This window comes from Saprospira grandis str. Lewin (assembly GCF_000250635.1).
Classification (GTDB): domain Bacteria; phylum Bacteroidota; class Bacteroidia; order Chitinophagales; family Saprospiraceae; genus Saprospira; species Saprospira grandis.
On sequence record NC_016940.1, the window covers coordinates 954,867 to 978,360 of the forward strand.

A 23,494-nucleotide genomic window follows, 5' to 3' on the forward strand; every position below is an offset into this window, starting at 1 on the left:
AGTCGGTTCTGCCTAAGCGCTGATTAGTCTGTTTTTTAATATTTGTTGTTTTGGGGCCTCCCGCCTTCGGCGGGCGCTACGCTTTGGGGCTCGCAGGTCTGCTCGGCCCTTCGTTTTTTTCGCTACGCTCAAAAAACTCGGTCTGGCCTTCGGCCACCCCGTCGCATCGCTAGGCCAGCGGCTGCGCCGCTTGTTTTAGCGCTTGGCTAAAAATCCTCATCCAAAGAGAAGGTTTGTTTTTCTCTTTCGGCCATTACGCCAGCTTTTTGGTAATCGCCCACTCTTTTTTCAAAGAAGTTGGTTTTTCCTTGCAGCGAGATGAGTTCCATCCAGGGGAAGGGGTTGCTACTGCCATAGACCTTAGGTTGGCCCAAAGAAACGAGCAGGCGGTCGGCCACAAACTCAATATATTGCGACATCAGCTTAGCGTTCATTCCGATTAGGGAAACGGGCAGAGCATCGGTAACAAACTCTTGTTCTAGGCTAACGGCCTCGGTAATAATGCTGCGAAGCTCTTCTGAAGGGATGGGATTTTCTAGCATAGAATAGAGCAGGCAGGCAAAATCGCAATGCATGCCTTCATCTCGGCTGATGAGCTCATTGGAAAAGGTAAGGCCGGGCATAATGCCTCTTTTCTTTAGCCAGTAAATCGAGCAAAAGCTGCCTGAAAAGAAAATGCCTTCTACGGCGGCAAAAGCGACTAGGCGGTGGGCAAAAGAGGGGGCCTCTTCAATCCATTTGATGGCCCATTTGGCTTTGCGCTGAACGCAAGGCAGGGTTTGCATAGCATTAAAAAGGGCGTTTTTCTCGGCGCTATCTTGAATGTAGGTATCTATGAGGAGGCTGTAGGTTTCGGCGTGGATATCTTCGATTTGGATTTGCGTAGCATAAAAAGAGCGAGCTTCGGCAAGTTGGACATCTCGGTAGAAGTTGAGGACCAAATTTTCGTTCACGATGCCATCGCTGGCAGCAAAAAAGGCCAAAACGTGTTTGATAAAGTGTTGTTCATTGGCCGAAAGCTTTTTCCAGTCGTGCAGGTCGGCTGCTAGGTCAATTTCGTCGGTGGTCCAAAAACAGGCAAGGGCCTGTTTGCGCATTTCCCAAATGGCATCATGTTGAATGGGAAAAAGGACAAAACGCTGGTCATTTTCTTGGAGAATAGGCTCTATTACAGACATTTATTGGGCAATTTACTGAAGCTTAGAAAACATTTTGGTGTAAGGCAAAAAACAGCAGAGGCTGCTTCATTTGCGCGCTATGCAAAGGTCTGAAAAAAGCCCTAAAACTGCAAGTGAACAAATTAGTGGACAGGCTGTAAAGCCCATAAACATTGAGTTATTTTATAAAAATAAGTTATTCCCATTTTGGGAACGGCATGTGAATATCTTTGTGTATAAGTCGCTCTAAGTTCGATAGCGGGCGGCTTTGAGCAAGCTCAAAAGCTGCGGTTGTACAGCAGGATTGGAAACAAAAAAATTTAGTTAAACCAATTTGGTTTTAATCGTTAGCAACTATTAGGAAGCACAAAAAAAGCGGCCCACTGCTGCAGTTTTTAGGGGCCAAAAGCGGGGAGTTGGGCCAAAATTCTGCTGCGCTATTCTTAAGCGGAGCGGGGGCATTTGGCTGAGGGATGGAAAGTGGTGGCCGCAGGCCAGACCCAAGTTTTTTGAAGCGAAGCGAAAAAAACTGCAGGGCCGAGCAGACCTGCGAGCCACGACACAGCCCGACCCGCCCGCAGGGCGGGGCAGCCCCAAAAAATAGGTTTTTAAAACAGTTCCCTGTACCTTTGTACAAAATGAAAAACCATGATACAAAAAAGCAGTCTTAGCCTTTTGTTCTTCATCTGCCTACTGGCTGGAGCAAAAGCCCAGAGTTTTAACCACGACCTTTATGCGGTCTTTTTTACTGACAAAGAAGAGAATCCCTACAGTGTTTTGCGGCCTTGGGAGTACCTTAGTCCCGCTGCATTGGAGCGCCGAGCGATTGGAGGAGTAGAGATTGACGAGCGAGATTTGCCCCTAAATCCGCAATATGTGCAGGCGGTCTGCGCAGAAGGAGTAGACTATTGGCTGGCCTCGAAATGGCTAAATTCCTTGGCTATTTATGTAGAAGATACGAGCAAATTGGCCGCCATTAGAGAGCTGACCTTTGTGCGAGAAATCATGCCCTTGGGCAAAAAGCGTCGTTTAGAAGAAGCAAAATGGCATAAGCATTTTAAGCCAGAAGAGTATAATAAAACGGAGCATCCCTTGGGTTATTCGCTCAATCAGATTGCCATGTTGGGCGGGCATTTGCTACATGGGCTAAACATTAAGGGGCAGGGACGAAAAGTCGCTATTTTTGATGGAGGCTTTTTGAATGTCTACCGCATGCCCGCCTTTGACAGCTTATTTGCCAACAACCAAATTTGGGGAACCCATGACTTTGTTCAGGGCGATGAATTTGTGTATGAGCAGAGCACGCATGGCACCAATGTACTGTCTTGTATGGCGGCCAATCTGCCCTATTTGATTCAGGGCACGGGGCCCAAAGCCAACTACTACCTCTTTAAGACCGAAGATGTGGGGGGGGAATTTAGGATTGAGGAGTTTAACTGGGCGGCGGCGGCTGAGCGGGCCGACAGTTTAGGGATTGAGATCATCAATTCTTCTTTGGGCTATACCTCCTTTAATGACAAAAGCATGAGCTATGAGTACAAAGATATGGATGGCAAAACAGCCCTTTGCTCTCAGGCGGCAGATGTGGCCGTAGAAAAGGGCATTTTGGTCATCAATAGTGCAGGAAATGAGGGAAATGGTCCATGGAAATACATTGGCGCCCCAGCCGACGCCCAGAATGTGCTTTCTATTGGGGCCGTTCGGCCCAATGGCAAAAAAGCGGGATTTAGTTCTTTTGGACCTACTGCCGACGGTCGCATCAAGCCCAATGTAGTGGCCCAAGGCCGCAGCACCAAAGTGGCAGGCCTCAATGGCTATTCGGTCAGCTCAACCGATGGCACCTCTTTTTCTTCTCCTGTTTTGGCGGGGATGGCGGCCAGCCTTTGGTCTGCTTTTCCAGAAAAAAACAACTGGGAAATTCGGCATGCGATTGAGTGGGCTGGACAGCAAGCCGAGGCCGATACCGCTATAGGTTTTGGCATCCCCAACCTTTTTACGGCCTACCTCTCTCTTTCTGAAACGGCTTTATTGCTGACTGAAGAGGGAATTTTACAGCTTCGGGAGCGGCCTTTGCAGGCAAAAAACGGTCTGCGTTTGGCCATAGGGCAGCCAGGAACTGTTTTTGAGCTGCGCTACTACAATAGTTTGGGCCAACTACTGGCCGAACAAACGCTAGAAGTTGGCGAAGAGCAGCTTCTTCGCTTTGAGCTGCCCGAGCAATTGCCCGCCAATGGGCTCTATCATTTAGAGGTAGATATTGCCGATTATCGGTTTTATGAAACCTTAGGTTGCTTGCAAGATAAGCCCTAAAGACAAAAGGCCCAGAACGTTTGTTCTGGGCCTTTTGTACTAAATGACTCTACCTTTGAGTATTATTTTTTTGGTCCTTAATTTAAGCAGGCCATCAAAGAGTGGATCAATAGACAAGAGATTATTTTCTGAGGTCTTTCGAGCCGTATAAATATTGATTTCTAATTGCATATCGAGGTTTTTGCAAGCCTCTAAAGCGGCTCTAGGCAGCTCCAAATCATCGACCAAAAAGGCGGTACTTTTTTGCTGCATTTCTTTTTGGAGCAAGAGCAAATACTCCATATCCTCATCCCAATATTTTTGCATATCGGCAGCTAGGGGCAGGCTGGCCTCATTATGTAGCAAAATACTGAGGACCAATTCTTCTGGACTTTCGTCTAAGATTTTCTGGGCCCCAGCAGTTAATTTTAGCTTAAAGGAAAAAGCGGGCAGGCGGACCATATCGCCATTGCAGACAAAGCGTTTTTCTAGGGGCAAGCTTTTATCGGGCGCATTAGTTTGGTCCAAAATGGCCTCTTGATATTCTTCTAGGCCTTCTTCATTGACAAAGCGAAAGAGAAAGCGGTCTTTTCCTTTGGCCCAAACAAAAGGGCGGTCCTCCTTAATTTGATCCTCTCGAATTTCAAAGCGGAAAGGCATTTTCCAGCCTTTTTTCCAAGAAACAATCTGAACATGGTTGATGGAGGAATTATCTTCATAATTGGGTACATAGGCCAACTCTTCTCCGCCATCGCCATCCAAATCGCCTAGATTTTTCCAGAGCAGCAGGCTTTCGGCAGGGCCCTCTAGGGGCAAGTCAAAACGCTGTCCGCTCAGAGTTTCCCAATACAGCCCTTCTTGATTGGCATAGAGGGCCAACTTTTCTTTTTGGCCATCTCCATTAAGGTCGATTTCTAGTACCCTCTCGGGCATTTCTATACTTCGGAGATGATGGGCCAAATTTTGGTCTAGCTGAGGTTGGGGCGGAGCGCTTTGGCAGGCATAAGCAAGACAAAGGATAAACAGTAGACTAAGTTTTTGCATGATAAGGGGAGGTTTGTTCAAAAATTTCTTCTATTTTTTGGCTAGCGCCTTGGGGGGCTAAAGCCAGGAGGCCCTGATTTTCCAAAAGCAAAATATGGTCGGCAAAGGCTTCGGCTAGAGCGAGCTCATGGCTCACGAGGATAATCAGTTTCTTTTGGGCCAAGGTCTTCAATCGTTGAAAGCTTTGTTTTTTATTGATAAAATCGAGATGGGCCGATATTTCATCTAATAATAAGATGGGAGTATCTTGGACCAAAACACGGGCCAAGCCGAGCAGTTGCTTTTCGCCATCGCTACATTGCCCTACTTTTGCCTGGGCCAATTCTTCAATTTGGAGGGTTTGCATGACCTCCCTAATTCGCTGTCGGTCTTTTTGGCCCAGCAGGCCATGCCAAGCCAAATAAGGGTGTCGGCCAAGGCTCACATACTCCTCCCCTCGCATAAAAGCGGTAGTGCTTTGCTTACTTTGCAAAAGGGCCAATTCTTGGGCAAAATCGCTGCGTTTCCAAGCCGAATAGGGCTTATTTTGCAAAAAAAGTTGCCCCGCTTGAGGCTGTTCCAATCCCGCCAAAAGGCGTAAAAAGCTGCTTTTCCCGCTACCATTACGGCCCAAAATGACATAAAAGCCCTTTTCTTCAAACTGAAAATTGGGCAAACTCAACAGCCTGCGCTCACCATACTGTAACAACAGCCCCTCACAACTAATCATCTAAAAATACAATTGAGGTTAATACCTTAGATAGCTTTTTTTGAGCAAAAGCATTCATCTTTTCTTCTCGGCCCCAAAGGTACAACAAATAATACTGCTCCCCTTTTTTCCAGGCCCAAGAACGAACCAATTCTAGGTTATCTTCTCGCCAATGTCCTCTTTTTTCCCAAAGGCCAAAATCCCCCTGCAAACTATCCGCAGGCAGGCTATCTAGGCCCACAAAATGATAATTCCAAACCGCTTTTTGGCCCAATTCCTCCGCCTTAAGCTCCTCGCTATACAGCAACAACATGTTAATATGCCCCTTGGGCGCCGTGTTCAAACTCCGCCAATAATCTGCCTGTTTTTCCAAACCACCCACAAACCAATTGTACGGAATTTTGTATGCTATCTGAATGGGCTCTTGCCGCAACTGCATCCAAGATTGCCCATAAAGGCCCCAAGCCATAAAAAAAAGTAACCCAACAAGTATAGTTTTTTGCATCCTCTTTATAATTTTGTTAGCAAACAAATTAAGCATTTTTAAAATATATTTGAGGCGATCACAAAAAGGAGAACGTTAGAGCGATTCCTTTTTCCTCAAAAAACTGCGAGCTATATTTTTTTCCTCTTATTTTGGGGCTTCCCCGCCTGCGGGCGGGTCGGGCTGTGCCGCAGCTCGCAGGTCTGCTCGGCCCTTCGCCGCTTTCAGCGGCTCGGTCTGGCCTGACGGCCACTGCTATCCATCCCTAAGCCGTTTGGGGCCAAGGCCCCAGGGCCATTCGGCCCAAAGCAGCCGCCTTATCTACTAAATATCAATAGAATATGGACCAACAAGCCACTCCCGCCTCCTATGAAGCCGCCCTACTAGAGCTTCAGCAAATCTTAGAAGCCATTGAGGGCCAGCTTCCTCTAGAAGAGCTCAATGCGCAAAGCCGACGCGCGCAATTCTTACTCCAATATTGCCAGCAACGACTCCGCCATATTGAAGAAGAGCAAAATAATATTTATGAAGAGGACTAAAAGCAGCTTTTTGCTCTTCTCTTCGTTCTTTATTTAATTAACTAAACTTATAGTTGTAACTTTGGAAAAGCCAAGCACCCTCCAACAATACGCCCATGAATTGGCCCAATGTAAGGCCCTATTTATTAAGAAGCAGCGAGATTATGGCTCGGCTTGGCGGATTTTGCGGCCAAGTTCTTTAACCGACCAATTATATATTAAGGCCAAGCGCATTCGCTCTATAGAGGAAAAGCAAAGCCAAAAGGTGGGAGAATCTATTGCGGGCGAGTATTTGGCCCTAGTCAATTATAGTTTTATGGCCCTGATTCAGTTGGAGTTGCCTTTGGCCGCTGGGCTTTATCTGCCTAGCGAGCAAGTGGAGGCCCTTTATCAGGAGCAGGCCGAGATTTGCCAAGAGCTGATGCTGCGCAAAAACCATGACTATGGCGAAGCCTGGCGAGATATGCGCCTCAGTTCTTTGACGGACCTCATTTTGATGAAGCTTTTGCGGACCAAAGAAATTGAGGACCATAAAGAGCAGCTTTTGGTTTCGGAGGGTTTGGCCGCCAATTATCAGGATATTGCCAATTATGCGCTCTTTGCTTTGATTCGTTTGCGCGAAAAAGAGGCAAAGTAGTTGGCCCAAAAAGCAAGGCCTTTAGGCCGCCGCTTTACGGCCTAGCGATGTGCAGGGGTGGCCGAAGGCCAGACCGAGTTTTTTTGAGCAAAGCGAAAAAAAACGAAGGGCCGAGCAGACCTGCGAGCCCCGAAACGTAGCGCCGCAAGGCCGCAGGCCGCAGCGGAGGCCCCAAAACAGCAGAAGAACAATCATTTTATATCAATCTGTTTATCATTATGACCGTATATACACTTTTTCTTTACATTGGCATTGTGGCCTTGGTACTGACCTTTAGTTTGGGCTTGGGACTATCTAAAAAGCGGGAATTTGTGCGGACGCATCTGCCGCTTTGGTTTGTACAATATTTTGTGGGAGCCCTGCTTGTTTTTTCGGGGGCGGTCAAGGTCGTTGACCCCTTGGGGACGGCTTATAAAATGGCCGATTACTTTACGCTTTTGCTGCCGGTATTGTCCTTTATGAAGCCTTTTGTGGTTCCTTTTGGCCTACTGATGATTGTTTTGGAGGTCGTGCTTGGGATCAACTTAATTTTGGGCCATGGAAAAAAATGGACCACGAGTTTGAGCTTTTTGATGATGCTCTTTTTCACCTTTCTAACGGGCTACAACTACCTCACGGGCTACATTCCGCAGGATGTTTCGCCTTTTGCGACGGGGCAGTGGGTGGCCTTTAATGAAAATAACATTCGGGTGAGTGATTGTGGTTGTTTTGGCGACTTCATGAAGCTTTTGCCAATTGAAACCTTTGGGAAGGACATCATTTTGACCTTCATGACCATTTTTCTTTATATCCGAACGGAAAGCCTGCAATATGTGATTCCGGAGCGAGGCAAAGGGCGTTTGATTAGCACTTCTTTTTGGACCGTAGCGATAACGGTGGCTAGTTTGTTCAACTTTTACTTTGGATTGCCTTGGGTAGATTTTCGCCCCTTTGCAGAAGGGCGCAACATAGTGATTGAGCGAGAAATTTGTGCTTTGGACCAGCCCGAAGTATTGCTTACTTATACTTATAAGAACAAAAACACGGGAGAAGAGGTCAAGGTCAATAACAAACAGATGTCTGAAGAGACCGAGAAATACAGCTACCTTTGGAAGACCAAAGATGCCGATGGCAACAAAATTTGGGAGACCCAAAATGACAAAACGAAAGAAGAAGTATTGAAAAAAGGCTGCGACTCTAAAGTGGCTGAAATGGATGCTTCTAAGCAGCATAGTTTTGCGAGTCAGGGCTATAGTTTTTTGGTTGTTGCCGATGATTTGAGCAAATCTTCAAAGGAAGGCTTCAAAAAAATTGCGGCCTTGAGTTTGGCGGCAGAAAAGCAGAAAGGCATCCCCACGCATGCGCTTTATTACTACATCAAAGATGCGGATGCCGATGGCGATTATAGTGATGATTTGGAGGCTTTTCGGCAGGAATTAGGCACCGCCTTTGATTTTACGCAGGGCGATGAAAAGTTGGTCAAGACGATCATTCGTTCTAGTCCGGGCCTTTTGCTTTTGCATAATGGAACAATTGTTAAGAAATGGCATCATCGTCAGTTGCCTGGCAGCTTTGAAGAATTGGCCGAGGCTTATATTCAGGAGCCTACTGTAGATCTAGAATTGGAATTAGCGATTCAGGACTACATGCCTGAGGGGACAAAACATGGCTTTTTCTGTTCTGTGGACAAAGTAAATCAGGGAGATTTTGGGCAACAAGAGCTTGATCTTGTTATTTTGGATGGCAATGATGCCCTATTGCGGCCCTTAATGGATGAGAATACAGATTTGGGCGTTACGGAGCGTAAATTGAACGTCAAGTTGAGCAAAAACCCGCAACTAGTTCCTAGCAACCCCAACTTAAAATGGGTTCCCAATGGCATTTTGGACCAAAAGGGGCAAGCTTGGGAAATTGTTAGTATTGAATTGAAGTAGAGCATCTCTATTTATAAAACAGATCCCTCTAGGCCTTAGGCTTAGGGGGATTTTTTTTGCTTAACTACCTTTTAGGTCTGCGGCTTGCTTTTTAACTGCGGCCGCATGCACCCAGCCCAAATAGCCTAACTCTGTTTTTACTCGATAAAAAGGAGCATAATATTTTTTCCCTCTCAACTGAACTGTCACACTATCGCTAGAAATCTCGCCCATAAAATAGAGCTCGCTCCCTTCTGGCAAATGGCGCAAAACCTTGGCCTCTAGCTGCTCATGTTCTCGGAGTCGGAGGTTTTGCACCTCTACGCGGAGCAGGTCACCTCGCTTCAACCCATTGGTTATCTTTTGCTTATTATCTACAACAGACAAAGAAGCATTTTCTTCTGGGGGGCTAATTAAGGCTGTTTTTTCTGTATCTTGCTGGCAAGCGGTACAGCTAAAGAGAGTAAACAGCAGGATATAAATTAAAGCATTTGGCATATATTCAGTCTTAATTCAAATCACATAATCGACTTAAATATAGAAAAAGCGCTTTATTTCTTAAAAGTTTTAAGCACTTCTTTGGGGGGTATCCCTTTTTTGTACATCCATAAACAAAGGCGCAAGCTAGCGCCCCTTATCCTTTTGAACTGGCACCGAAAAGGGCCAAAAGAAACAGATTTATGCCAAAAACCATTCGTTTTAGCCTAGCTGATCAGGCTAAATTTTTTCCTACCCTACGCAAAAGGGTCAATCAGCACTTTCGTAGCCAAGATATTGACCGTAATGCAGATAGCCGCATGTACCTCAAGTCAGCGGTTATGTTAGGGCTCTATTTAATTCCTTTTGTGGTTATTCTGCTCAATATTTTGCCCCTTTGGGCTGTCATGATCGCCTATATCGTTATGGGTATTGGCCTTGTTGGCATTGGGATGAACATTATGCATGATGCCAATCATGGCGCCTACTCCAAAAACCCTACAGTCAATGCTATTTTTGGCTATACCATCAATTTAGTTGGTGGAAATGCCTTTACCTGGAAGGTGCAGCACAATATGATGCACCACACCTATACCAATATCTACGGCTTCGATGAAGATATTGAAGATAAACCCTTTTTGCGCCTTTCTCCCAATGGAAAGCTCAAGGGCTACCACCGTTTTCAGCACCTTTATGCGCCTATTCTCTATGGTTTAGCTACCGTTTCTTGGATTTTATGGAAGGATTTTGTGGCCCTAAAGGGCTATAGCCAAGACGGTAAAACAGCCGCCATGGGCAGTACCCACAGCAGAGAGTTCTGGATCCTACTTAGCACTAAAATTGGCTACTGGGCCATCTTTTTTATCCTTCCTATTGTCCTCACTAGCTATGCTTGGGGCTATTTGCTACTCGGCTTTTTCATGATGCACATGACGGCAAGTATGATTATGACTTTGGTCTTTCAAGTAGCTCATGTTGTAGAGCTTACCGACCATTTTCAGCCCGATGAGCAAAATGAGGTAGAAAATGTTTGGGCCATGCACCAGCTGGCCACCACCTCTAATTTTGCCCGCCAAAACAAAGCGCTTTCTTGGTTCTTGGGCGGACTAAATTTTCAGGTAGAACACCACCTTTTTCCCAATATTTGCCATGTGCACTACCCCGAGGTCGCCAAAATTGTCAAGGCAACCGCCGAGGAGTTTGGCGTGCCCTATTATGAGTTCAAAACCTTTGGTGGCGCAATCAGCTCTCATTTTAAGAGCCTAAAAGCCTTGGGCAATAATGAGCTACAAGCGGTAGAATTGCCAAAAAATACTGGAGCCGCAGTGATGAAGTAAAAACTATTGTTCTATATCCATACAAAAGGCCTTCTCGCTAAGCAGAGAAGGCCTTTTTTGGTCCTCTAAAAGCTTTTAGCTATATTCTGAACTCAAAAAACAATACAATTTATGCAAAAGAAAATGGGGCATACGCCCAAATTGATTTTAAAGCTAGAAGGACAGTATTGGCAACTCGCTCAAAACAAAACCGAAACCGCTCAGGAGTTTCAGGCCCTAGCCCCTCCCCTACAGCGGATGATGTTGGGCGCATTTTCGGCCCTCCTACTCAAAATTGATCGGGCGGCTATCTATTTCTTTGCCGCCGAAAAAGAAGGACCTTCGGCTAGCTACCACTGCCTAGAAGAACAAGATGAGCTCCTCCGATTGAAGATCCAGCCCCTAGACGAAAAACAAAAAGCCAGAGAAATTGAACTCTCTTGCACAAATGACTATTTGAAGATCGTTGGTTTATTGCCTGCCCAAGCGGCCCTTTTCTATGAAAAAGCCGACTGGAAAAGCTACAGCCAAGAGGAACAAGCCGCCTATGAGGCCCAAATGCAAAAAATTGTCGATCAATTTGGCCAAGATATGCGACAACAAATCCAACAACAACATCAAACTAAAGAAAAACTTTAAGCGCCTATTCAATTGTTTATAAATTAAAAGCTGCTTTTACAAACTTCTTTTAATTTTGTGCTCGCTTAATCCATCTTTTTTATGCAAGCCTCTGGAATCATTACCCTAACGACCGACTTTGGCGTCCGCGATCATTATGCGGCCCTACTCAAAGGACATATTTTGTCGGAAGGGCAGGCTGTGCAATTTATCGATATCTCTCATCAGGTGCAGGCCTACAATATTGGCCAAGCGGCTTATTTGTTGGGCGCTAGCTTTTGGGCCTTTCCCAAAGGGAGCATTCATATTGTGAGTGTGCACAATTTCTATCAAGAGCATCCCCGTTTTTTGGTCATTGCCCATAAGGGCCACTATTTTATTGGGCCCGATAATGGCGTTTTCTCTCTTTTGTTTAAAGAAAAACCCCAAGAAATTTATCAGCTCATTAGTGAGGAGCCTCCTTCTTTGCTCAGCATGCAGCGCCTATTTGCCAAGGCCTCGGCCCATTTGTTGGCCCAACAACCCCTAGAGGAAATTGGCCAAAAAAGCGATGAGCTGCTCGAGCGCATTAGCCTCAATGCCGTGGTGAGCAAGGATTATATCCGCGCCGCGGTCCTCTACATCGATGTCTATGAAAATGTGGTCCTCAATGTAGACCGAGAACTCTTTGAGGAAATTGCCCAGGGCCGCTCTTTCGAGCTTTATTTCAAACGCTTCGATCCCATTAGCGACCTCAGTTTGCATTATGCCGAACAGGCCGTGGGCGAGGTCCTTTGTCTGTTCAATTCTTCGGGCTTGCTAGAAATTGCTGTCAATGCAGGCAAGGCCGCCTCGCTATTTGGCCTAAAAGTAGACGATAGCGTCCAGCTCGAGTTTCTCAATGATTAGTAGAAGAGTCCATTTTTTTGTGCTCTTCTCTTTTTTTGGGGCCCGCGGCCAGCAAAGCTGGCCGCCGCTATGCTGCGCGGCTCGCAAGTCTGCTCGGCCCTGCGCGGGCTGCGCCCGCTGGGTCTGGCCTGCGGCCACCGCTGCGCAGCGCTGGGCCGCTCATCTCTCTTTTTCACTTTTTGGCCCTCTTCTTCGGCCTCCAAAAGGATCAAAACCCTAGGGTTTTGATCCTTTTTTTATGCCCAATTGTTAATGATAAGTTAAGTTGCTGACTTAATGAACTTATCACTCCATAGCAATGAGCTAGCTTTTTGTTAGCTCGACCTAGCTTTTTACCAGCTCGACCTAGTTCTGCTCTAGCTCGACCTAGTTCTGCTCTAGCTCAACCTAGCTTTTTACTAGCTCGACCTAGCTCTGCTTTAGCTCAACCTAGCTTTTTGTTAGCTCGACCTAGTTCTGCTCTAGCTCAACCTAGCTTTTTACTAGCTCGACCTAGTTCTGCTCTAGCTCAACCTAGCTTTTTACTAGCTCGACCTAGCTCTGCTCTAGCTCAACCTAGCTTTTTACTAGCTCGACCTAGCTCTGCTCTAGCTCAACCTAGCTTTTTACTAGCTCGACCTAGCTCTGCTCTAGCTCAACCTAGCTTTTTACTACAATTTTCTTGCTCTAGGTTTCCAGCTAGAGGTCCAGATCCCCACGCTACAGGGCCGAAGGCCCGCAGGCTGAGGGATGGGCAGCAGGGCGGCGAAGCCGCAGACCCAGCAAAATGAGCAAAGCGAAATTTTGCGCAGGGCCGAGCGAACAGCGAGCTGCGAGACAGCCCGACCCGAGCGAAGCGAGTGGGCAGCCCCAAAAAAAGATAAAAAAAATCCTGTCCAACCGAAGTTAGACAGGACTGCACTGTATTCACTACTTACTAAACTACTACTTATCCATCCAGCTGAGGGCTTGTTGCACAAAGTTGGTTAAGTCTGCCCCTTTGAGCATACCTTGCTGTAATTGGGCCAATTGATACAATTGCTTGGCCTTATCGGCATCTTTGCTTTCCAAAATGCTGCTGATTAGGGGGTGGTTGCTATTGACCACCAGATTGAAAAACTCGGGCATATTGTTATTGCCGCCTTGGAGCATAGACATCTCCTGCATACGGCGCATAAACTCTGGGCGAGTAATCATCAGCGGGAAGCTATCGGGAGAAAGGGCCTCGAGTTGGATATTCACTTGGCTATTGCTGACAGCCGTGCGGAAAATCTCTTCGACCTCCTCGCTTCGCTCCTCATTGAGGACCGACTCCTGCTCTTCGTCTTTTTGGATCAATTTGTCGATGCTATCGCTATCTACACGCACAAAGCGGGTATTTTCTAGCTCTTGCTCCAACTTTTGGATAAAATGCGTGTCAATAACGCTATCAAATTGGAGGACATCGTAGCCGGCTTGTTTGGCCGTTTGGATGTAAGCATCTTGGGCCTCTACCTGGTTGGCATAAAGATAAATGAGCTGGCCGTTTTTGTCGGTTTGTTGCTCCTTAATCTGCTCCTTATACTCCTCTAGAGTGGCCAACTTGCCTTCGGTATTTTGCAAGAGCATAAACTTGCTGGCCTTTTTGGCAAACTTATCTTCAGAGATGTAGCCATACTTGATGAAGATGTTCATATTCTCCCATTTTTCCTCAAAGGTTTGGCGTTCTTTACGGAAAATCTCGTGGAGTTTATCGGCCACCTTCTTCGTGATATAGTCCGTAATTTTCTTTACGTTGCGATCACTTTGTAGGTAAGAGCGAGAAACGTTTAGGGGAATATCGGGCGAGTCGATCACCCCATGCAAGAGCGTGAGAAACTCGGGAACAATCTCTTTGACCTCATCGGTCACATAGACCTGATTGGCATAAAGTTGAATTTTATTGCGCTGTACCTCCATTTGGTTGCCCAATTTGGGGAAGTACAAAATACCAGTTAGATCAAAGGGATAATCGATATTGAGGTGGACCCAGAACAAAGGGGGCTCGCTAGTGGGGTAAAGCTCGTTGTAAAAGGCTTTATAATCCTCTTCGCTAAGCTCATTGGGTTGTTTTTTCCAGGCTGGACGAGGATTATTGATGATATTGGGAACCGTCTTCGTTTCATAAGTAGGTTCGTCCTCTTCATTTTCCTTGGGCAGTTCGATTTGCTCTTCACGACTTCCGAATTGGATTTCGATGGGCAAGAACTTACAATATTTATCGAGTAGGCCTTGGATGCGGGCATCTTGGGCAAACTCATCATCCTCATCATTGAGGTAAAGGATGACTTCGGTACCGCGATCTGTTTTTTCGATATCCTCTAGGGTATATTCGGGATCGCCTTCACAGCTCCATTGCACAGCTTTGGCGCCTTCTTTATAAGAGAGGGTGCGCACTTCTACCTTTTTGGCCACCATAAAAGCCGAGTAAAAGCCCAGACCAAAATGGCCGATAATGCTGGCTTCGTCTTGGTATTGCTCCAAAAACTCTTTGGCAGAAGAAAAGGCGACCTGATTGAGGTACTTCATCACTTCTTCTTCCGTCATACCGATCCCTTGGTCCTTAATGGTTAGGGTTTTGGCCTCTGGGTTGGCGATAATTTGGATGCGGGGGTTATCTACCTTGCCGGGGACTTCGCCACGGTTGGCCAAGGTAAGTAACTTAGAGCTGGCATCTACAGCATTGGCGACAAGCTCGCGCAAAAAGATTTCATGATCAGAGTAGAGAAATTTCTTAATAATCGGGAAGATATTCTCGGTTTGTACCGAAATGTTACCTTTCTGCATGTTGTGTTATTTTTTAGTCGATCTAAACAAGTTTATTGATCCAGTATGGATCTCGGCAGCCTTTTTTCAAAGCTTGTTCCAAGGCCGTATTTACTGACAGTTTGTCAGTTTTTGTCTTTTTCTGTCAGAGGATACTGGGCCAAAAGGGCCAAAATTTTGGGATCGCCTTGGAGCTCGGCATGTTGGCGGATGCTCATTCCGCGTTGGTCCTTATGTTCTGGATTGGCTCCGGCATCGAGCAGGGCCTTGGCGAGTTCTTCATGGCCAAAGGTAACGGCAAAAGTAAGGGCGGTAGCTCCATTATAATTTTCTTGATCGACTGTTGCGCCGGCCTCAATCAGTTGCTGCAGGGCTTGGGCGTAGCCTTTGAAACAAACGCCCATCAAGGCGGTATTGCCAGAGGCATCTTGATGGTCCAAATTGGCCCCGGCTTTAATGAGCTGGGCCAAAATGTCGGCTTGCTCGTAATAAGCGGCTAAAATGAGTAGATTATGGCCCCTCGCATTTTGGGCCTGCAACAAAGTCGGATCCTCTTTAAGCAAAGTTTGGAGTTTGGCCAAATCGCCTTGGCGGACCGCCTCAAAGGCGGCTTCTTTTTGGGCCGAAAGAAATTGAGTGCTCAACAAAAACAAGAAGAGATATAGGTAGTTTTTCATGGCTAATGGGCTTAATTTTTTTTTGAAAAAGCAGCCCCAAAAGGGGCTGCTAGCGGTAGAATAGAATTACTTCATGAAATCCTTTTGGCTAAAGCCTAGGGCTTTGGCTAGGCGCATGCCGTATTCTGCATCGGCCTTATAGAAATAGCCGATCATCGTTTTTTGGATATTTTTGTCTTTCACTTGGCCAAGATCGCCGGCTAGGTTGCTAATCAAGTTCTTTTGGTCCTGTTTAGAGAGGCTGCGGTAGAACTCGCCAGCTTGGGCAAAATCATTGGTTTTAGAGATTTTTTTCTGTCCAATTTTAGCCTGCTTAATCATTTGTTGATTGGCTCGGTACTGATTATCATCAGTGAGTTGGGCGCGGCTACTGGGTTGGTAATTCACATCTGCATTTTCAAAGTTTTGGTTGCGGCTGCTGGCGTAGCTATCTGAATTATAGTTATCGACCTGCATTTTGGGACGGTTCACTTCTGACTGCAGATAGTTGGGGCCTAAGCGGTGGCGGTGCGTATCGAAATAAGAGAACAGGCGGCCTTGCAAAAGCTTATCTTCAGAGGGTTCTACGCCGGGGATGAGGCTGCCCGGAGAAAAGGCGATAGACTCTACCTCTTGAAAATAATTGCGTGGATTTTTATTCAAATACATGGTCCCGATTTTAATCATTTCGATTTTATCTTCGGGCCAGTGTTTAGTGGCATCTAGGGGCCAAAAATCAAAGCTATGGATATCCTCTGCTTTGATAATTTGTACATAGAGGTCCCAAGCTGGGTAGCGGCCTTCTTTGATATCGGTAAACAAAGAAACCGTAGCATGTTGCCAGTCCTTGGCTTGTTGTTCGGCGGCTTCTTTTACCGTTAGGTTCTTTTCGCCTTGTTTAGAGACCCAAGTATACTTCACATAGACCATTTCGCCCTTTTTGTTGATCCATTTGAAGCCATGCACACTACTTCCATTCATATACTGATAGCCCTTGGGGATACCATAATCAGAATAGAGGCGAGTGAGCATATGAGTAGACTCTGGAATATGCGAGAAGAAGTCGAAAAAGCGGTTGGGGTCTTGTTTATTGGTCACTGGAGAAGGCTTTAGCGAGTGGACCATATCGGGAAACTTGATGGCATCTCGGATAAAGAAGACTGGCAGGTTATTGCCCACAATATCATAATTGCCCATTTCGGTATAAAACTTCACGGCAAAACCGCGGGGATCACGGGCTGTTTCGGGAGACCCTTTACCGTGAATTACAGTAGAGAAGCGAACGGCCACCTCTGTTTTTTGTCCTACTTTTTGAAAAGGGGCCGCCAGGGTATATTCCGACATATCCTTACTGGCCTCAAAATAGCCAAAGGCGCCAGCGCCACGGGCGTGGACCACTCTTTCGGGGATGCGTTCACGGTCAAAAGCGGCTAGCTTTTCAATCAGGTAAATATCTTCTAAAAGCACAGGGCCATACTCCCCTACTGTTTTAGAATTTTGGTTGTCGCCAACAGGGGCGCCAGTGTTGGAGCGCAATACTTCTTGAGCTTGCAGGCCAAAGCCAAGCAGCAAGAAAAGCGCAATGCATAGTGGTTTACTCATCTTAAAATAGATTTTGATTAAAAACTAGGGCTAAGGTAAAAGATGAGTAGTATTGTTGCAATTGATGTTATTCGGCGTTATATCGATATAATCAATATTAGATTTTAGAGGACCGAAGGCGATGCCTTAAAAAAATAGCTGGCCGAGCCAAAAAACCAGAGCAAAGAGGGTCAAAGCAGGGCGATTACATCTGGCTGAGGGATGGACAGCAGGGCGGCGAAGCCGCAGACCCAGCAAAATGAGCGCAGCGAAATTTTGCGCAGGGCCGAGCGAACAGCGAGCTGCGAAACAGCCCGACCCGAGCGAAGCGAGTGGGCAGCCCCAAAAAAAACTCCCCTCAATAAAGATTGAGAGGAGTTTAGAAAATAGGAACCAGCTTAAAGGGTTGCTCTATTATTTAGGGCTTAGGGTTGCACCACCACTTTGTGGCTAATGCGTTCTTGAGCCGTTTCGATTTGCACGAAATAAACGCCGGGGGCAAGATCGTTGGTGTAGAGTGTTTCTACTTGTTTGCCGGGGGCGATTTGGATGCTTTGGCTAGGCAACATTTGCTGGCCGAGCTGGTTCGTCAACTTGATGTTCACCTCAGTCAACTGGCTCACTTCGATTTCGATATTGAGCTCATCGTTATTCCCGATAGGATTGGGAAAAACGCGAGAAGACTGCAAAGGAAGAGCGGTTGTTTCAATGCCTGTGGCCCAGTTGGCCGTGCTAAAGTCTGCGGGAGCAGAAACGAAGTTGCTACAAACATCGTAGGCGGTCATTCCTTGAACAGACCAGCGGTACTGCGAGTTAGGTTGTAGGCTCACCCAGTAGAACTCATCGCTAGTGATATAGCTAGCTACGGGTATGGCTGCGCCACCTACGATGCGTTCCAACTTAACGAGATAATAGCTATTAGAAGCGTCGCCGGTCCAGCGCAACTCTACTTGATTAGGGCTACCGACTAGGGCGCCAGCGTTGGGCCAGTCAATAGAAGGAGCGGCTGAGCTATAAAGCGGGCTAGGGGTATCGAAGAGGTGGTATCCTCTAGACACAAAATCGAGGAGGATAGCATCTTTTTGCTCATCAGAGAACTGCGAGAGGCAGTTATCATTGAAATAGCTCATGAAGTTTGTTTCATCGGGATCGATCATTACGCTATCGGGATCGTAGAAAATGGCCGTTTGGGGACAGTTTGCACGATCAGAAGAGTAATCGGGGCGGGTATCGCAGAAACCATCGGCAGCGATTTGGCAGTTTTCGCCAGCAGCGCCACGGACTACTTTTTCTACTTGCATACCGCCCACTTGGCCGGGAGCTTTACCGTTTAGTTCCTCATTGGCGTAGTTGGTTCCTTCCCAACCGAAGAAAGTATGCGGGAGGGTAAAGAAGTGGCCCAACTCATGCGTAAGCGTGGGGTCGCCGGGGCCTACACCTGTTTTGAAAGAGAAAACTACATCCAAAAAGCTAGTATAATAAGCCAAGAACTGATCATTGGCTGTTACATTTCGGCCCACAAAGATATTGAGTACTCCGGGCACCTTATATAGCGACATGAAGTAGATGGCCGTGGGGTTTCCTGAGCCATTACCGTGGTTATAGAGTAGGCTATTGGGAATGTAATTGATATTATAGATATAGAACTGGATATTTTGGCCACGGTAGTCATCATTCAAGCGACAAACTGAGCCCAAAACACGCTCTACATCTACATAACCAGAACCGTCATTTTCTCCACAGACATGAAACTGCAAAGGCACATAAGAGATGCTATCATTGGCGGCCCGGCTTGCTTTGAAGGCCGTAAACTCTTGCATGAGCTCGGCCCGATTGCGGCGGTGTTCCATCAAGCTATTTTTACGTTCTAGCTGTGTTTCCACTGTAGTTCCGCAACCAATATGGTTGTGGCCTGTTTGCTGAGCCTGTAGGCCCGAAAATGCGCTACCCCCCAACAGGCAGAAGAGGAAAAGTAGGCGGAATAAAGATGTTTGCATAAATATAAGCACTTTAGGATTTTATTAAAGCAGGCCTGCAAAAGCCCAAAAGTTAGTTCGCTTTGGTAGCGTCTATTATAATAACGTAGCAAAGTGTAGAGAGGTTTTTCGATTTTTTTTGGCCTACTGCTAAGCTTTTGTAAAAAAGTAAGGGCGGGCTTTAGAATCATCGAAAAAACTGTATATTAGCTGCTGTTCTTGGGCCTAAATTAAGGAATTCTTAATTATACCTTGAGCAAAAGCCTAGCAAAATTACATTATATAGATGTATTGACAAAATGCCTTGGCGCATTTAGTCCAGACTTAGGCTTGGCAAATGCCAAAGAATTTCATCCGCAGCAAAGAACGACAAGCGCTCTTTGCCTATTCAAAATATCCTATAAAACTTATATTCAATACAGTATGAAAAAAGTAACTGTAGTTGGAGCCGGAAATGTAGGTGCTACTTGCGCTAATGTTTTGGCTCACGAAAACATCGTGAACGAAGTAGTATTGCTAGACCTTAAAGGCGATATGGCCGCAGGTAAAGCCCTTGATAGCTTCCAACAAGCCCCCATCGATGGCTATAGCACTCGTATCATCGGTACTTCTGACTATAAATATACCGAGAACTCTGATATCGTAGTCATTACTGCGGGTATCCCTCGCCGCCCTGGCATGAGCCGCGATGACTTGATCGCTACTAACGCCAAAATTGTTACTTCTGTAACTAAATCTATCCTTGAGTATAGCGAAAATCCCATCATCATTGTGGTCTCTAACCCTCTTGATGTAATGACTTACGCTGCTTTCAAAGCTTCTGGTTTGCCCTCAAACCGCGTAATGGGTATGGCTGGTATCCTCGATACTGCCCGCTACCGCGCTTTCTTGTCTATGGAGCTCAATGTTTCTCCCCGCGATATCCAGGCGGTGCTTATGGGTGGACATGGCGACACGATGGTGCCTTTGCCCCGCTACACCACTGTAGCCGGTATCCCTGTTACTGAACTTATCGAGGAAGATAAACTCAATGCGATCATTGAGCGCACTAAAAAAGGTGGTGGAGAACTCGTTAAACTAATGGGTACTTCTGCTTGGTATGCTCCCGGTGCTGCTGCTGCCCAAATGGTAGGCGCTATCGTGCGCAACGAACAACGCATTTTCCCTTGCTGCGCTTGGCTAAAAGGCCAGTATGGCGTAGAAGATCTTTACCTTGGTGTTCCCGTGAAATTGGGTAGCAACGGTATCGAACAGGTAATCGAATTGAAACTCAATGAGGAAGAAAAGCAGTTGCTCGATACTTCTGAAAAGGCGGTACGCTCTGTCGTAAAAACCTTTGAAGGGATGGGCTTGCTAGAAGAGAAAGAAGAGGCTTAGTCCTTTCTTTATAGCTATCCAAAAGGCTTAAAAGTGGTGTTTACTGCTTTTAAGCCTTTTTTTTTGGGGCCTCCTGCCTGCGGCAGGCGCTACGCTTTGGGGCTCGCTGTTCGCTCGGCCCTTCGGCGCTTTCAGCGCCTTGGTCTGGCCTGACGGCCACCCCGCCGCATCGCTAGGCCTGCGGCGGCTTCGCCGCCTGCTAGCTGTGGCTGCAGGTTGAAACCAGCAGCCAATTTAGGTGCAGCAGAGCCCGCTCCTGACCAACAATTGGCCTGCAGCTTAAAAGCCGCAGGACCTGAAAACCAAATATATCCTTCCCACAAACAAAGCAGGGGCTTTTAAGCCGCTGCGGCGAGAAAGACCAAAGCCCAACAAGAATGGCTGCGGCCTTTAGGCTGCAGATAGCGGCAAAGCCGCCATGGCCGAAGGCCAAACGGCCTAGCGATGGTAGGCAGTGCGGCGAAGCCGCAGACCAAGGCCGTCAGGCCACAGGGCCGAGCGACCCGACCAACGGGAGCCGACGCAGCGAAGCAAGTAACAGCGAGCCCCGAAACGACAACAAGGACTTTAGTCCGCAGTTCGACGACCAACGGGAGTAACCGCCCGCCGAAGGCGGGAGGCCCCATGATTTTGAAATCTAAATTAGATGTATAGTATTTTTGATTACAAGCTATAAATAACTTAGGTTACTTTCCCCACTCATCAACATTTAAGTCCTCATAAATATCAGCCTCTAAATAGAATTCTTTAAAGAAATCATAACGATTTTTACCAATACCCGGTATCATTATTTTTTTATCTTCAAAGGTATATACCCTAATAATTTGCCCTAAACTGCCATCAGGACCTCCAACAGGACTAATATTAATATTGATAAACGAAGAGTTGTCAAAATACAAATAATAATTATCATCATCTATTGAATCTCGTATATCAATTAGGGTGGCTCTTTTCCTGTCCCCATCAAAAGATATATCTATTTCTTCAAACAAAGAAAGATCAATTTCTTTTCTATCCTTAAGATAGAAGGAGATACCGCTGAAAAATATTACAGTCTGACAGCCACTTCTTAAGATGATTATTTCTTTTAGTCCTAGACTACTTCCTTCAATATTTCTAAAAAAAACTTTATCCATAATTATTACATTTTATACGGCTATAAAGCCCATATTTTATTATTGAATTTTACACACAATCTCTAATAATCCTCGAAAGTCATTATTTTTTATTTTCCACCAATCTGAACCCCTGATCTAGTCACATAATCATATGTTATTTCTGTAGTTTCTCGACCGAGAAAGTAACCAGTAAAACCTCCAACAGCAGAGCCAATAACTGCTCCGATTCCAGCTCCAGGTATAGCGCAAACACCAGCACCTACAGAACCGGCCGCTCCTCCAATTGCAGCTCCTCCAGCTGCACCTAATTTAGCGCCTATATAAGCTCCAGCCATGCCCCCTACAACACTAGTTATTGTTCTTGGTTCGTAGCCAGAAGTATGTATTTCATATAAATCTAATCCAATTGAAACTATCCCTAAGATTCTACCACCAACTTTTAACCCTTTTAGAGCTTTCACACTAGCTGCACTTCCTCGTATTGCGGTAATAGTACCTTTATTTGCGAAAGCATCCGAAACAGCATAGGTCCCATCTCTAGCAACAAAATAAACATCTTTTCCCATAGCATCTATGTACTTACCGACTTTAGCCCAAGTACGCCCCCGCCTTACAAATTCTAGCTCCTTCTTAATAGCTTCCGACTCTTTAATAGCCTCTTTCCATGAGGCCTTAGTAGTATAGCCCATTTCTATCCTAGATTCAGCACTCCAAGCTTTCCATTGTGCGTCTGTTATTACTTCTGGATTACTAACATCTATCCCCTCTACAATAAGTGTTGTAGAAGCATTAGCCCGTCCTGTTTTTTTAGATGGGACCTCAGTTGCAAACCAGTTATATCTAGAGTATCTACCATATTTTGTAGAATTGAACCCATTTTTTATTATGCCTTCTGCAGCATCAGTATTATGGTATAGTTTTTCTGGGGGAGGATCACCTCCACCATTAGCCACTTCTGCCACATAACTCCTCGCAAAGGAGGTAGAGCTAATTTCCGTTGATACAGTAGCTTTATAAGACTCTTCTTTTTCTGGATAGCCCACACTTGCCCCAGAAGCATCCGTATAATAAATCGGATTTCCATCAAAGGTATTATAGGGCGATTGATGCGGGAAGGTAATGGGATCCGCAGACCACCAACGGCCCATGCGCCCATCTAGCTCTCTAAAGTATGTAGTATGATGCCCTGAGCCAATTTCTGGACTTTTGCGCATTCCATTATGGCCATATTCGGGAGGAATAGCCCCAGGAAAGTTCCGGCCAGGCATTTCCCAACCGTAGGCATAAGCATCTGTAGCCGATAATACATCTGCAAGATAGTAAGTTGCTACCGTTAAGTCTGTTCCCATTGGGAGCTTAATATCGCTAATTTCCATCCGCAAATCTCCTCGGAAATTGCTTAGCGCATAACGATGATAGCCTCTTTCGTTTTGATATTGTACTGGAGCTGCGCTATCTATATCACTATAAAACGCTATGCCTTCTCTTCTCAATGTCGCCACGCCCAGTTCTTGCGTACGCAAATAAACTGCTGTAGAGATTTCTGTCGTCACTGTTGAGTAGGGTGTCCAAGCGGGTTTGGCTTCATACTCATAAGTAGCTTCCAATGCCCATTTTATTTCAAAGAACGAGAGCTAAAGATACTATTTTTTGGGGCCTGCCGCCTAAGGCGGCCGGGCCCTTGCAGGGCTCGCAAGGCTGCTCGGCCCTGCGGGCTTCGCCCTTGGTCTGCCGCTGCGCGGCACCCTTACAGGCCCCTAGGCCTGCGGCGGCTTCGCCGCCTGCTAGCTGTGGCTGCAGGTTGAAACCAGCAGCCAATTTAGGTACAGCATAGTCCCCTCAGAACCAACAACTGGCCTGCAGCTTAAAAGCCGCAGGACCTGAAAACATAATACCTCCTTTCCATAAACAAAGCAGGGGCTTTTAAGCCGCTGCGGCGAGAAAGACCAAAGCCCAACAAGAATGGCTGCGGCCTTTAGGCTGCAGATAGCGGCAAAGCCGCCATGGCCGAAGGC

19 protein-coding genes are annotated in these 23,494 nt (G+C 46.3%); 8 read left to right on the forward strand and 11 right to left on the reverse strand.

Features of this window, described 5'->3' with window-relative positions:
* Nucleotides 1-206: 206 nt before the first annotated feature.
* Nucleotides 207-1,178, reverse strand: a complete 972-nt coding sequence (locus SGRA_RS04145; RefSeq protein ID WP_015691330.1) for a ribonucleotide-diphosphate reductase subunit beta — start codon at nt 1,176-1,178, stop codon at nt 207-209.
* 627 nt (nt 1,179-1,805) lie between these two features.
* Between SGRA_RS04145 and SGRA_RS04150 the strand changes: the two genes are divergently transcribed.
* Nucleotides 1,806-3,467: a S8 family peptidase gene (locus tag SGRA_RS04150; RefSeq protein ID WP_015691331.1), complete on the forward strand. Its 1,662-nt coding sequence runs from the start codon at nt 1,806-1,808 to the stop codon at nt 3,465-3,467.
* Nucleotides 3,468-3,506: 39 nt separating this feature from the next.
* Here SGRA_RS04150 and SGRA_RS04155 read toward each other — a convergent pair whose 3' ends face one another.
* The 3 genes from SGRA_RS04155 to SGRA_RS04165 are packed head-to-tail and all read right to left on the reverse strand — an operon-like array spanning nt 3,507 to nt 5,683.
* Entirely contained in the window at nt 3,507-4,490 is a 984-nt protein-coding gene (locus SGRA_RS04155; RefSeq protein ID WP_015691332.1) for a hypothetical protein, read from the reverse strand.
* Nucleotides 4,477-5,199, reverse strand: a complete 723-nt coding sequence (locus tag SGRA_RS04160; RefSeq protein ID WP_015691333.1) for an ABC transporter ATP-binding protein — start codon at nt 5,197-5,199, stop codon at nt 4,477-4,479. The genes SGRA_RS04155 and SGRA_RS04160 overlap by 14 nt, the downstream gene beginning before the upstream one ends.
* Nucleotides 5,192-5,683 carry a hypothetical protein gene (locus SGRA_RS04165; protein WP_015691334.1) on the reverse strand — a complete coding sequence of 164 codons (492 nt, stop codon included), beginning with the start codon at nt 5,681-5,683 and terminating at the stop codon, nt 5,192-5,194. The genes SGRA_RS04160 and SGRA_RS04165 overlap by 8 nt, the downstream gene beginning before the upstream one ends.
* Nucleotides 5,684-6,003: 320 nt before the next feature.
* Between SGRA_RS04165 and SGRA_RS04170 the strand changes: the two genes are divergently transcribed.
* The 3 genes from SGRA_RS04170 to SGRA_RS04180 all read left to right on the forward strand — a co-directional run bounded on the left by SGRA_RS04170 (nt 6,004) and on the right by SGRA_RS04180 (nt 8,730).
* Nucleotides 6,004-6,201, forward strand: a complete 198-nt coding sequence (locus tag SGRA_RS04170) for an exodeoxyribonuclease VII small subunit (protein WP_015691335.1) — start codon at nt 6,004-6,006, stop codon at nt 6,199-6,201.
* A 61-nt stretch (nt 6,202-6,262) separates the two neighbouring features.
* Nucleotides 6,263-6,817, forward strand: a complete 555-nt coding sequence (locus SGRA_RS04175; protein WP_015691336.1) for a DUF1599 domain-containing protein — start codon at nt 6,263-6,265, stop codon at nt 6,815-6,817.
* Between the two features lie 218 nt (nt 6,818-7,035).
* Complete coding sequence (locus tag SGRA_RS04180; RefSeq protein ID WP_015691337.1) at nt 7,036-8,730, forward strand: MauE/DoxX family redox-associated membrane protein; 1,695 nt, start codon at nt 7,036-7,038, stop codon at nt 8,728-8,730.
* Between the two features lie 60 nt (nt 8,731-8,790).
* Here the strand turns inward: SGRA_RS04180 and SGRA_RS04185 are convergent, their stop codons facing one another.
* Nucleotides 8,791-9,207, reverse strand: coding sequence for a hypothetical protein (locus SGRA_RS04185; protein WP_015691338.1), 417 nt, complete (start codon nt 9,205-9,207; stop codon nt 8,791-8,793).
* 182 nt (nt 9,208-9,389) lie between these two features.
* Between SGRA_RS04185 and SGRA_RS04190 the strand changes: the two genes are divergently transcribed.
* The 3 genes from SGRA_RS04190 (at nt 9,390) to SGRA_RS04200 (ending at nt 12,008) form a co-directional block, all read left to right on the forward strand.
* Entirely contained in the window at nt 9,390-10,523 is a 1,134-nt protein-coding gene (locus SGRA_RS04190; protein WP_015691339.1) for a fatty acid desaturase family protein, read from the forward strand.
* Between the two features lie 111 nt (nt 10,524-10,634).
* A complete protein-coding gene (locus SGRA_RS04195; protein ID WP_015691340.1) occupies nt 10,635-11,141 on the forward strand; it encodes a hypothetical protein in 507 nt (168 codons plus the stop codon).
* Nucleotides 11,142-11,222: 81 nt separating this feature from the next.
* Nucleotides 11,223-12,008: an SAM hydrolase/SAM-dependent halogenase family protein gene (locus tag SGRA_RS04200; protein WP_015691341.1), complete on the forward strand. Its 786-nt coding sequence runs from the start codon at nt 11,223-11,225 to the stop codon at nt 12,006-12,008.
* Nucleotides 12,009-12,932: 924 nt separating this feature from the next.
* Here SGRA_RS04200 and htpG read toward each other — a convergent pair.
* The 4 genes from htpG to SGRA_RS04225 all read right to left on the reverse strand — a co-directional run bounded on the left by htpG (nt 12,933) and on the right by SGRA_RS04225 (nt 19,005).
* Nucleotides 12,933-14,792 (reverse strand): molecular chaperone HtpG, encoded by a 1,860-nt coding sequence (htpG, locus tag SGRA_RS04210; RefSeq protein ID WP_015691343.1) that lies wholly within the window; start codon nt 14,790-14,792, stop codon nt 12,933-12,935.
* A gap of 104 nt (nt 14,793-14,896) precedes the next feature.
* The gene (locus SGRA_RS04215) at nt 14,897-15,448 is read right to left on the reverse strand and encodes an ankyrin repeat domain-containing protein (protein ID WP_015691344.1); all 552 of its coding nucleotides are present in this window, start codon (nt 15,446-15,448) and stop codon (nt 14,897-14,899) included.
* Between the two features lie 66 nt (nt 15,449-15,514).
* On the reverse strand, nt 15,515-17,029 hold the full coding sequence (locus SGRA_RS04220; protein ID WP_015691345.1) for a catalase: 1,515 nt from the start codon (nt 17,027-17,029) through the stop codon (nt 15,515-15,517).
* Between the two features lie 404 nt (nt 17,030-17,433).
* Nucleotides 17,434-19,005, reverse strand: a complete 1,572-nt coding sequence (locus SGRA_RS04225; protein WP_041329490.1) for a zinc-dependent metalloprotease — start codon at nt 19,003-19,005, stop codon at nt 17,434-17,436.
* A gap of 402 nt (nt 19,006-19,407) precedes the next feature.
* On the opposite strand from SGRA_RS04225, the gene mdh reads away from it, so the two are divergent.
* On the forward strand, nt 19,408-20,361 hold the full coding sequence (mdh, locus tag SGRA_RS04230) for a malate dehydrogenase (RefSeq protein ID WP_041329840.1): 954 nt from the start codon (nt 19,408-19,410) through the stop codon (nt 20,359-20,361).
* Nucleotides 20,362-21,047: 686 nt separating this feature from the next.
* Here mdh and SGRA_RS04240 read toward each other — a convergent pair.
* Nucleotides 21,048-21,497 carry a hypothetical protein gene (locus SGRA_RS04240; protein ID WP_015691352.1) on the reverse strand — a complete coding sequence of 150 codons (450 nt, stop codon included), beginning with the start codon at nt 21,495-21,497 and terminating at the stop codon, nt 21,048-21,050.
* An 89-nt stretch (nt 21,498-21,586) separates the two neighbouring features.
* Nucleotides 21,587-23,086, reverse strand: a complete 1,500-nt coding sequence (locus SGRA_RS19520; RefSeq protein WP_015691353.1) for an RHS repeat-associated core domain-containing protein — start codon at nt 23,084-23,086, stop codon at nt 21,587-21,589.
* Between the last annotated feature and the right edge of the window lie 408 nt (nt 23,087-23,494).

Bases quoted from the DNA above. Each gene is read 5' to 3' on its own strand.
- SGRA_RS04220 (WP_015691345.1), bottom strand. From the start codon at position 17,029: ATGAGTAAACCACTATGCATTGCGCTTTTCTTGCTGCTTGGCTTTGGC.
- SGRA_RS04170 (WP_015691335.1), top strand. From the start codon at position 6,004: ATGGACCAACAAGCCACTCCCGCCTCCTATGAAGCCGCCCTACTAGAG.
- SGRA_RS04200 (WP_015691341.1), top strand. From the start codon at position 11,223: ATGCAAGCCTCTGGAATCATTACCCTAACGACCGACTTTGGCGTCCGC.
- htpG (WP_015691343.1), bottom strand. From the start codon at position 14,792: ATGCAGAAAGGTAACATTTCGGTACAAACCGAGAATATCTTCCCGATT.
- SGRA_RS04190 (WP_015691339.1), top strand. From the start codon at position 9,390: ATGCCAAAAACCATTCGTTTTAGCCTAGCTGATCAGGCTAAATTTTTT.
- SGRA_RS04225 (WP_041329490.1), bottom strand. From the start codon at position 19,005: ATGCAAACATCTTTATTCCGCCTACTTTTCCTCTTCTGCCTGTTGGGG.
- SGRA_RS04185 (WP_015691338.1), bottom strand. From the start codon at position 9,207: ATGCCAAATGCTTTAATTTATATCCTGCTGTTTACTCTCTTTAGCTGT.
- SGRA_RS04165 (WP_015691334.1), bottom strand. From the start codon at position 5,683: ATGCAAAAAACTATACTTGTTGGGTTACTTTTTTTTATGGCTTGGGGC.
- SGRA_RS04145 (WP_015691330.1), bottom strand. From the start codon at position 1,178: ATGTCTGTAATAGAGCCTATTCTCCAAGAAAATGACCAGCGTTTTGTC.
- SGRA_RS04150 (WP_015691331.1), top strand. From the start codon at position 1,806: ATGATACAAAAAAGCAGTCTTAGCCTTTTGTTCTTCATCTGCCTACTG.
- SGRA_RS04155 (WP_015691332.1), bottom strand. From the start codon at position 4,490: ATGCAAAAACTTAGTCTACTGTTTATCCTTTGTCTTGCTTATGCCTGC.
- SGRA_RS04240 (WP_015691352.1), bottom strand. From the start codon at position 21,497: ATGGATAAAGTTTTTTTTAGAAATATTGAAGGAAGTAGTCTAGGACTA.
- SGRA_RS04160 (WP_015691333.1), bottom strand. From the start codon at position 5,199: ATGATTAGTTGTGAGGGGCTGTTGTTACAGTATGGTGAGCGCAGGCTG.
- mdh (WP_041329840.1), top strand. From the start codon at position 19,408: ATGAAAAAAGTAACTGTAGTTGGAGCCGGAAATGTAGGTGCTACTTGC.
- SGRA_RS04180 (WP_015691337.1), top strand. From the start codon at position 7,036: ATGACCGTATATACACTTTTTCTTTACATTGGCATTGTGGCCTTGGTA.
- SGRA_RS04195 (WP_015691340.1), top strand. From the start codon at position 10,635: ATGCAAAAGAAAATGGGGCATACGCCCAAATTGATTTTAAAGCTAGAA.
- SGRA_RS04215 (WP_015691344.1), bottom strand. From the start codon at position 15,448: ATGAAAAACTACCTATATCTCTTCTTGTTTTTGTTGAGCACTCAATTT.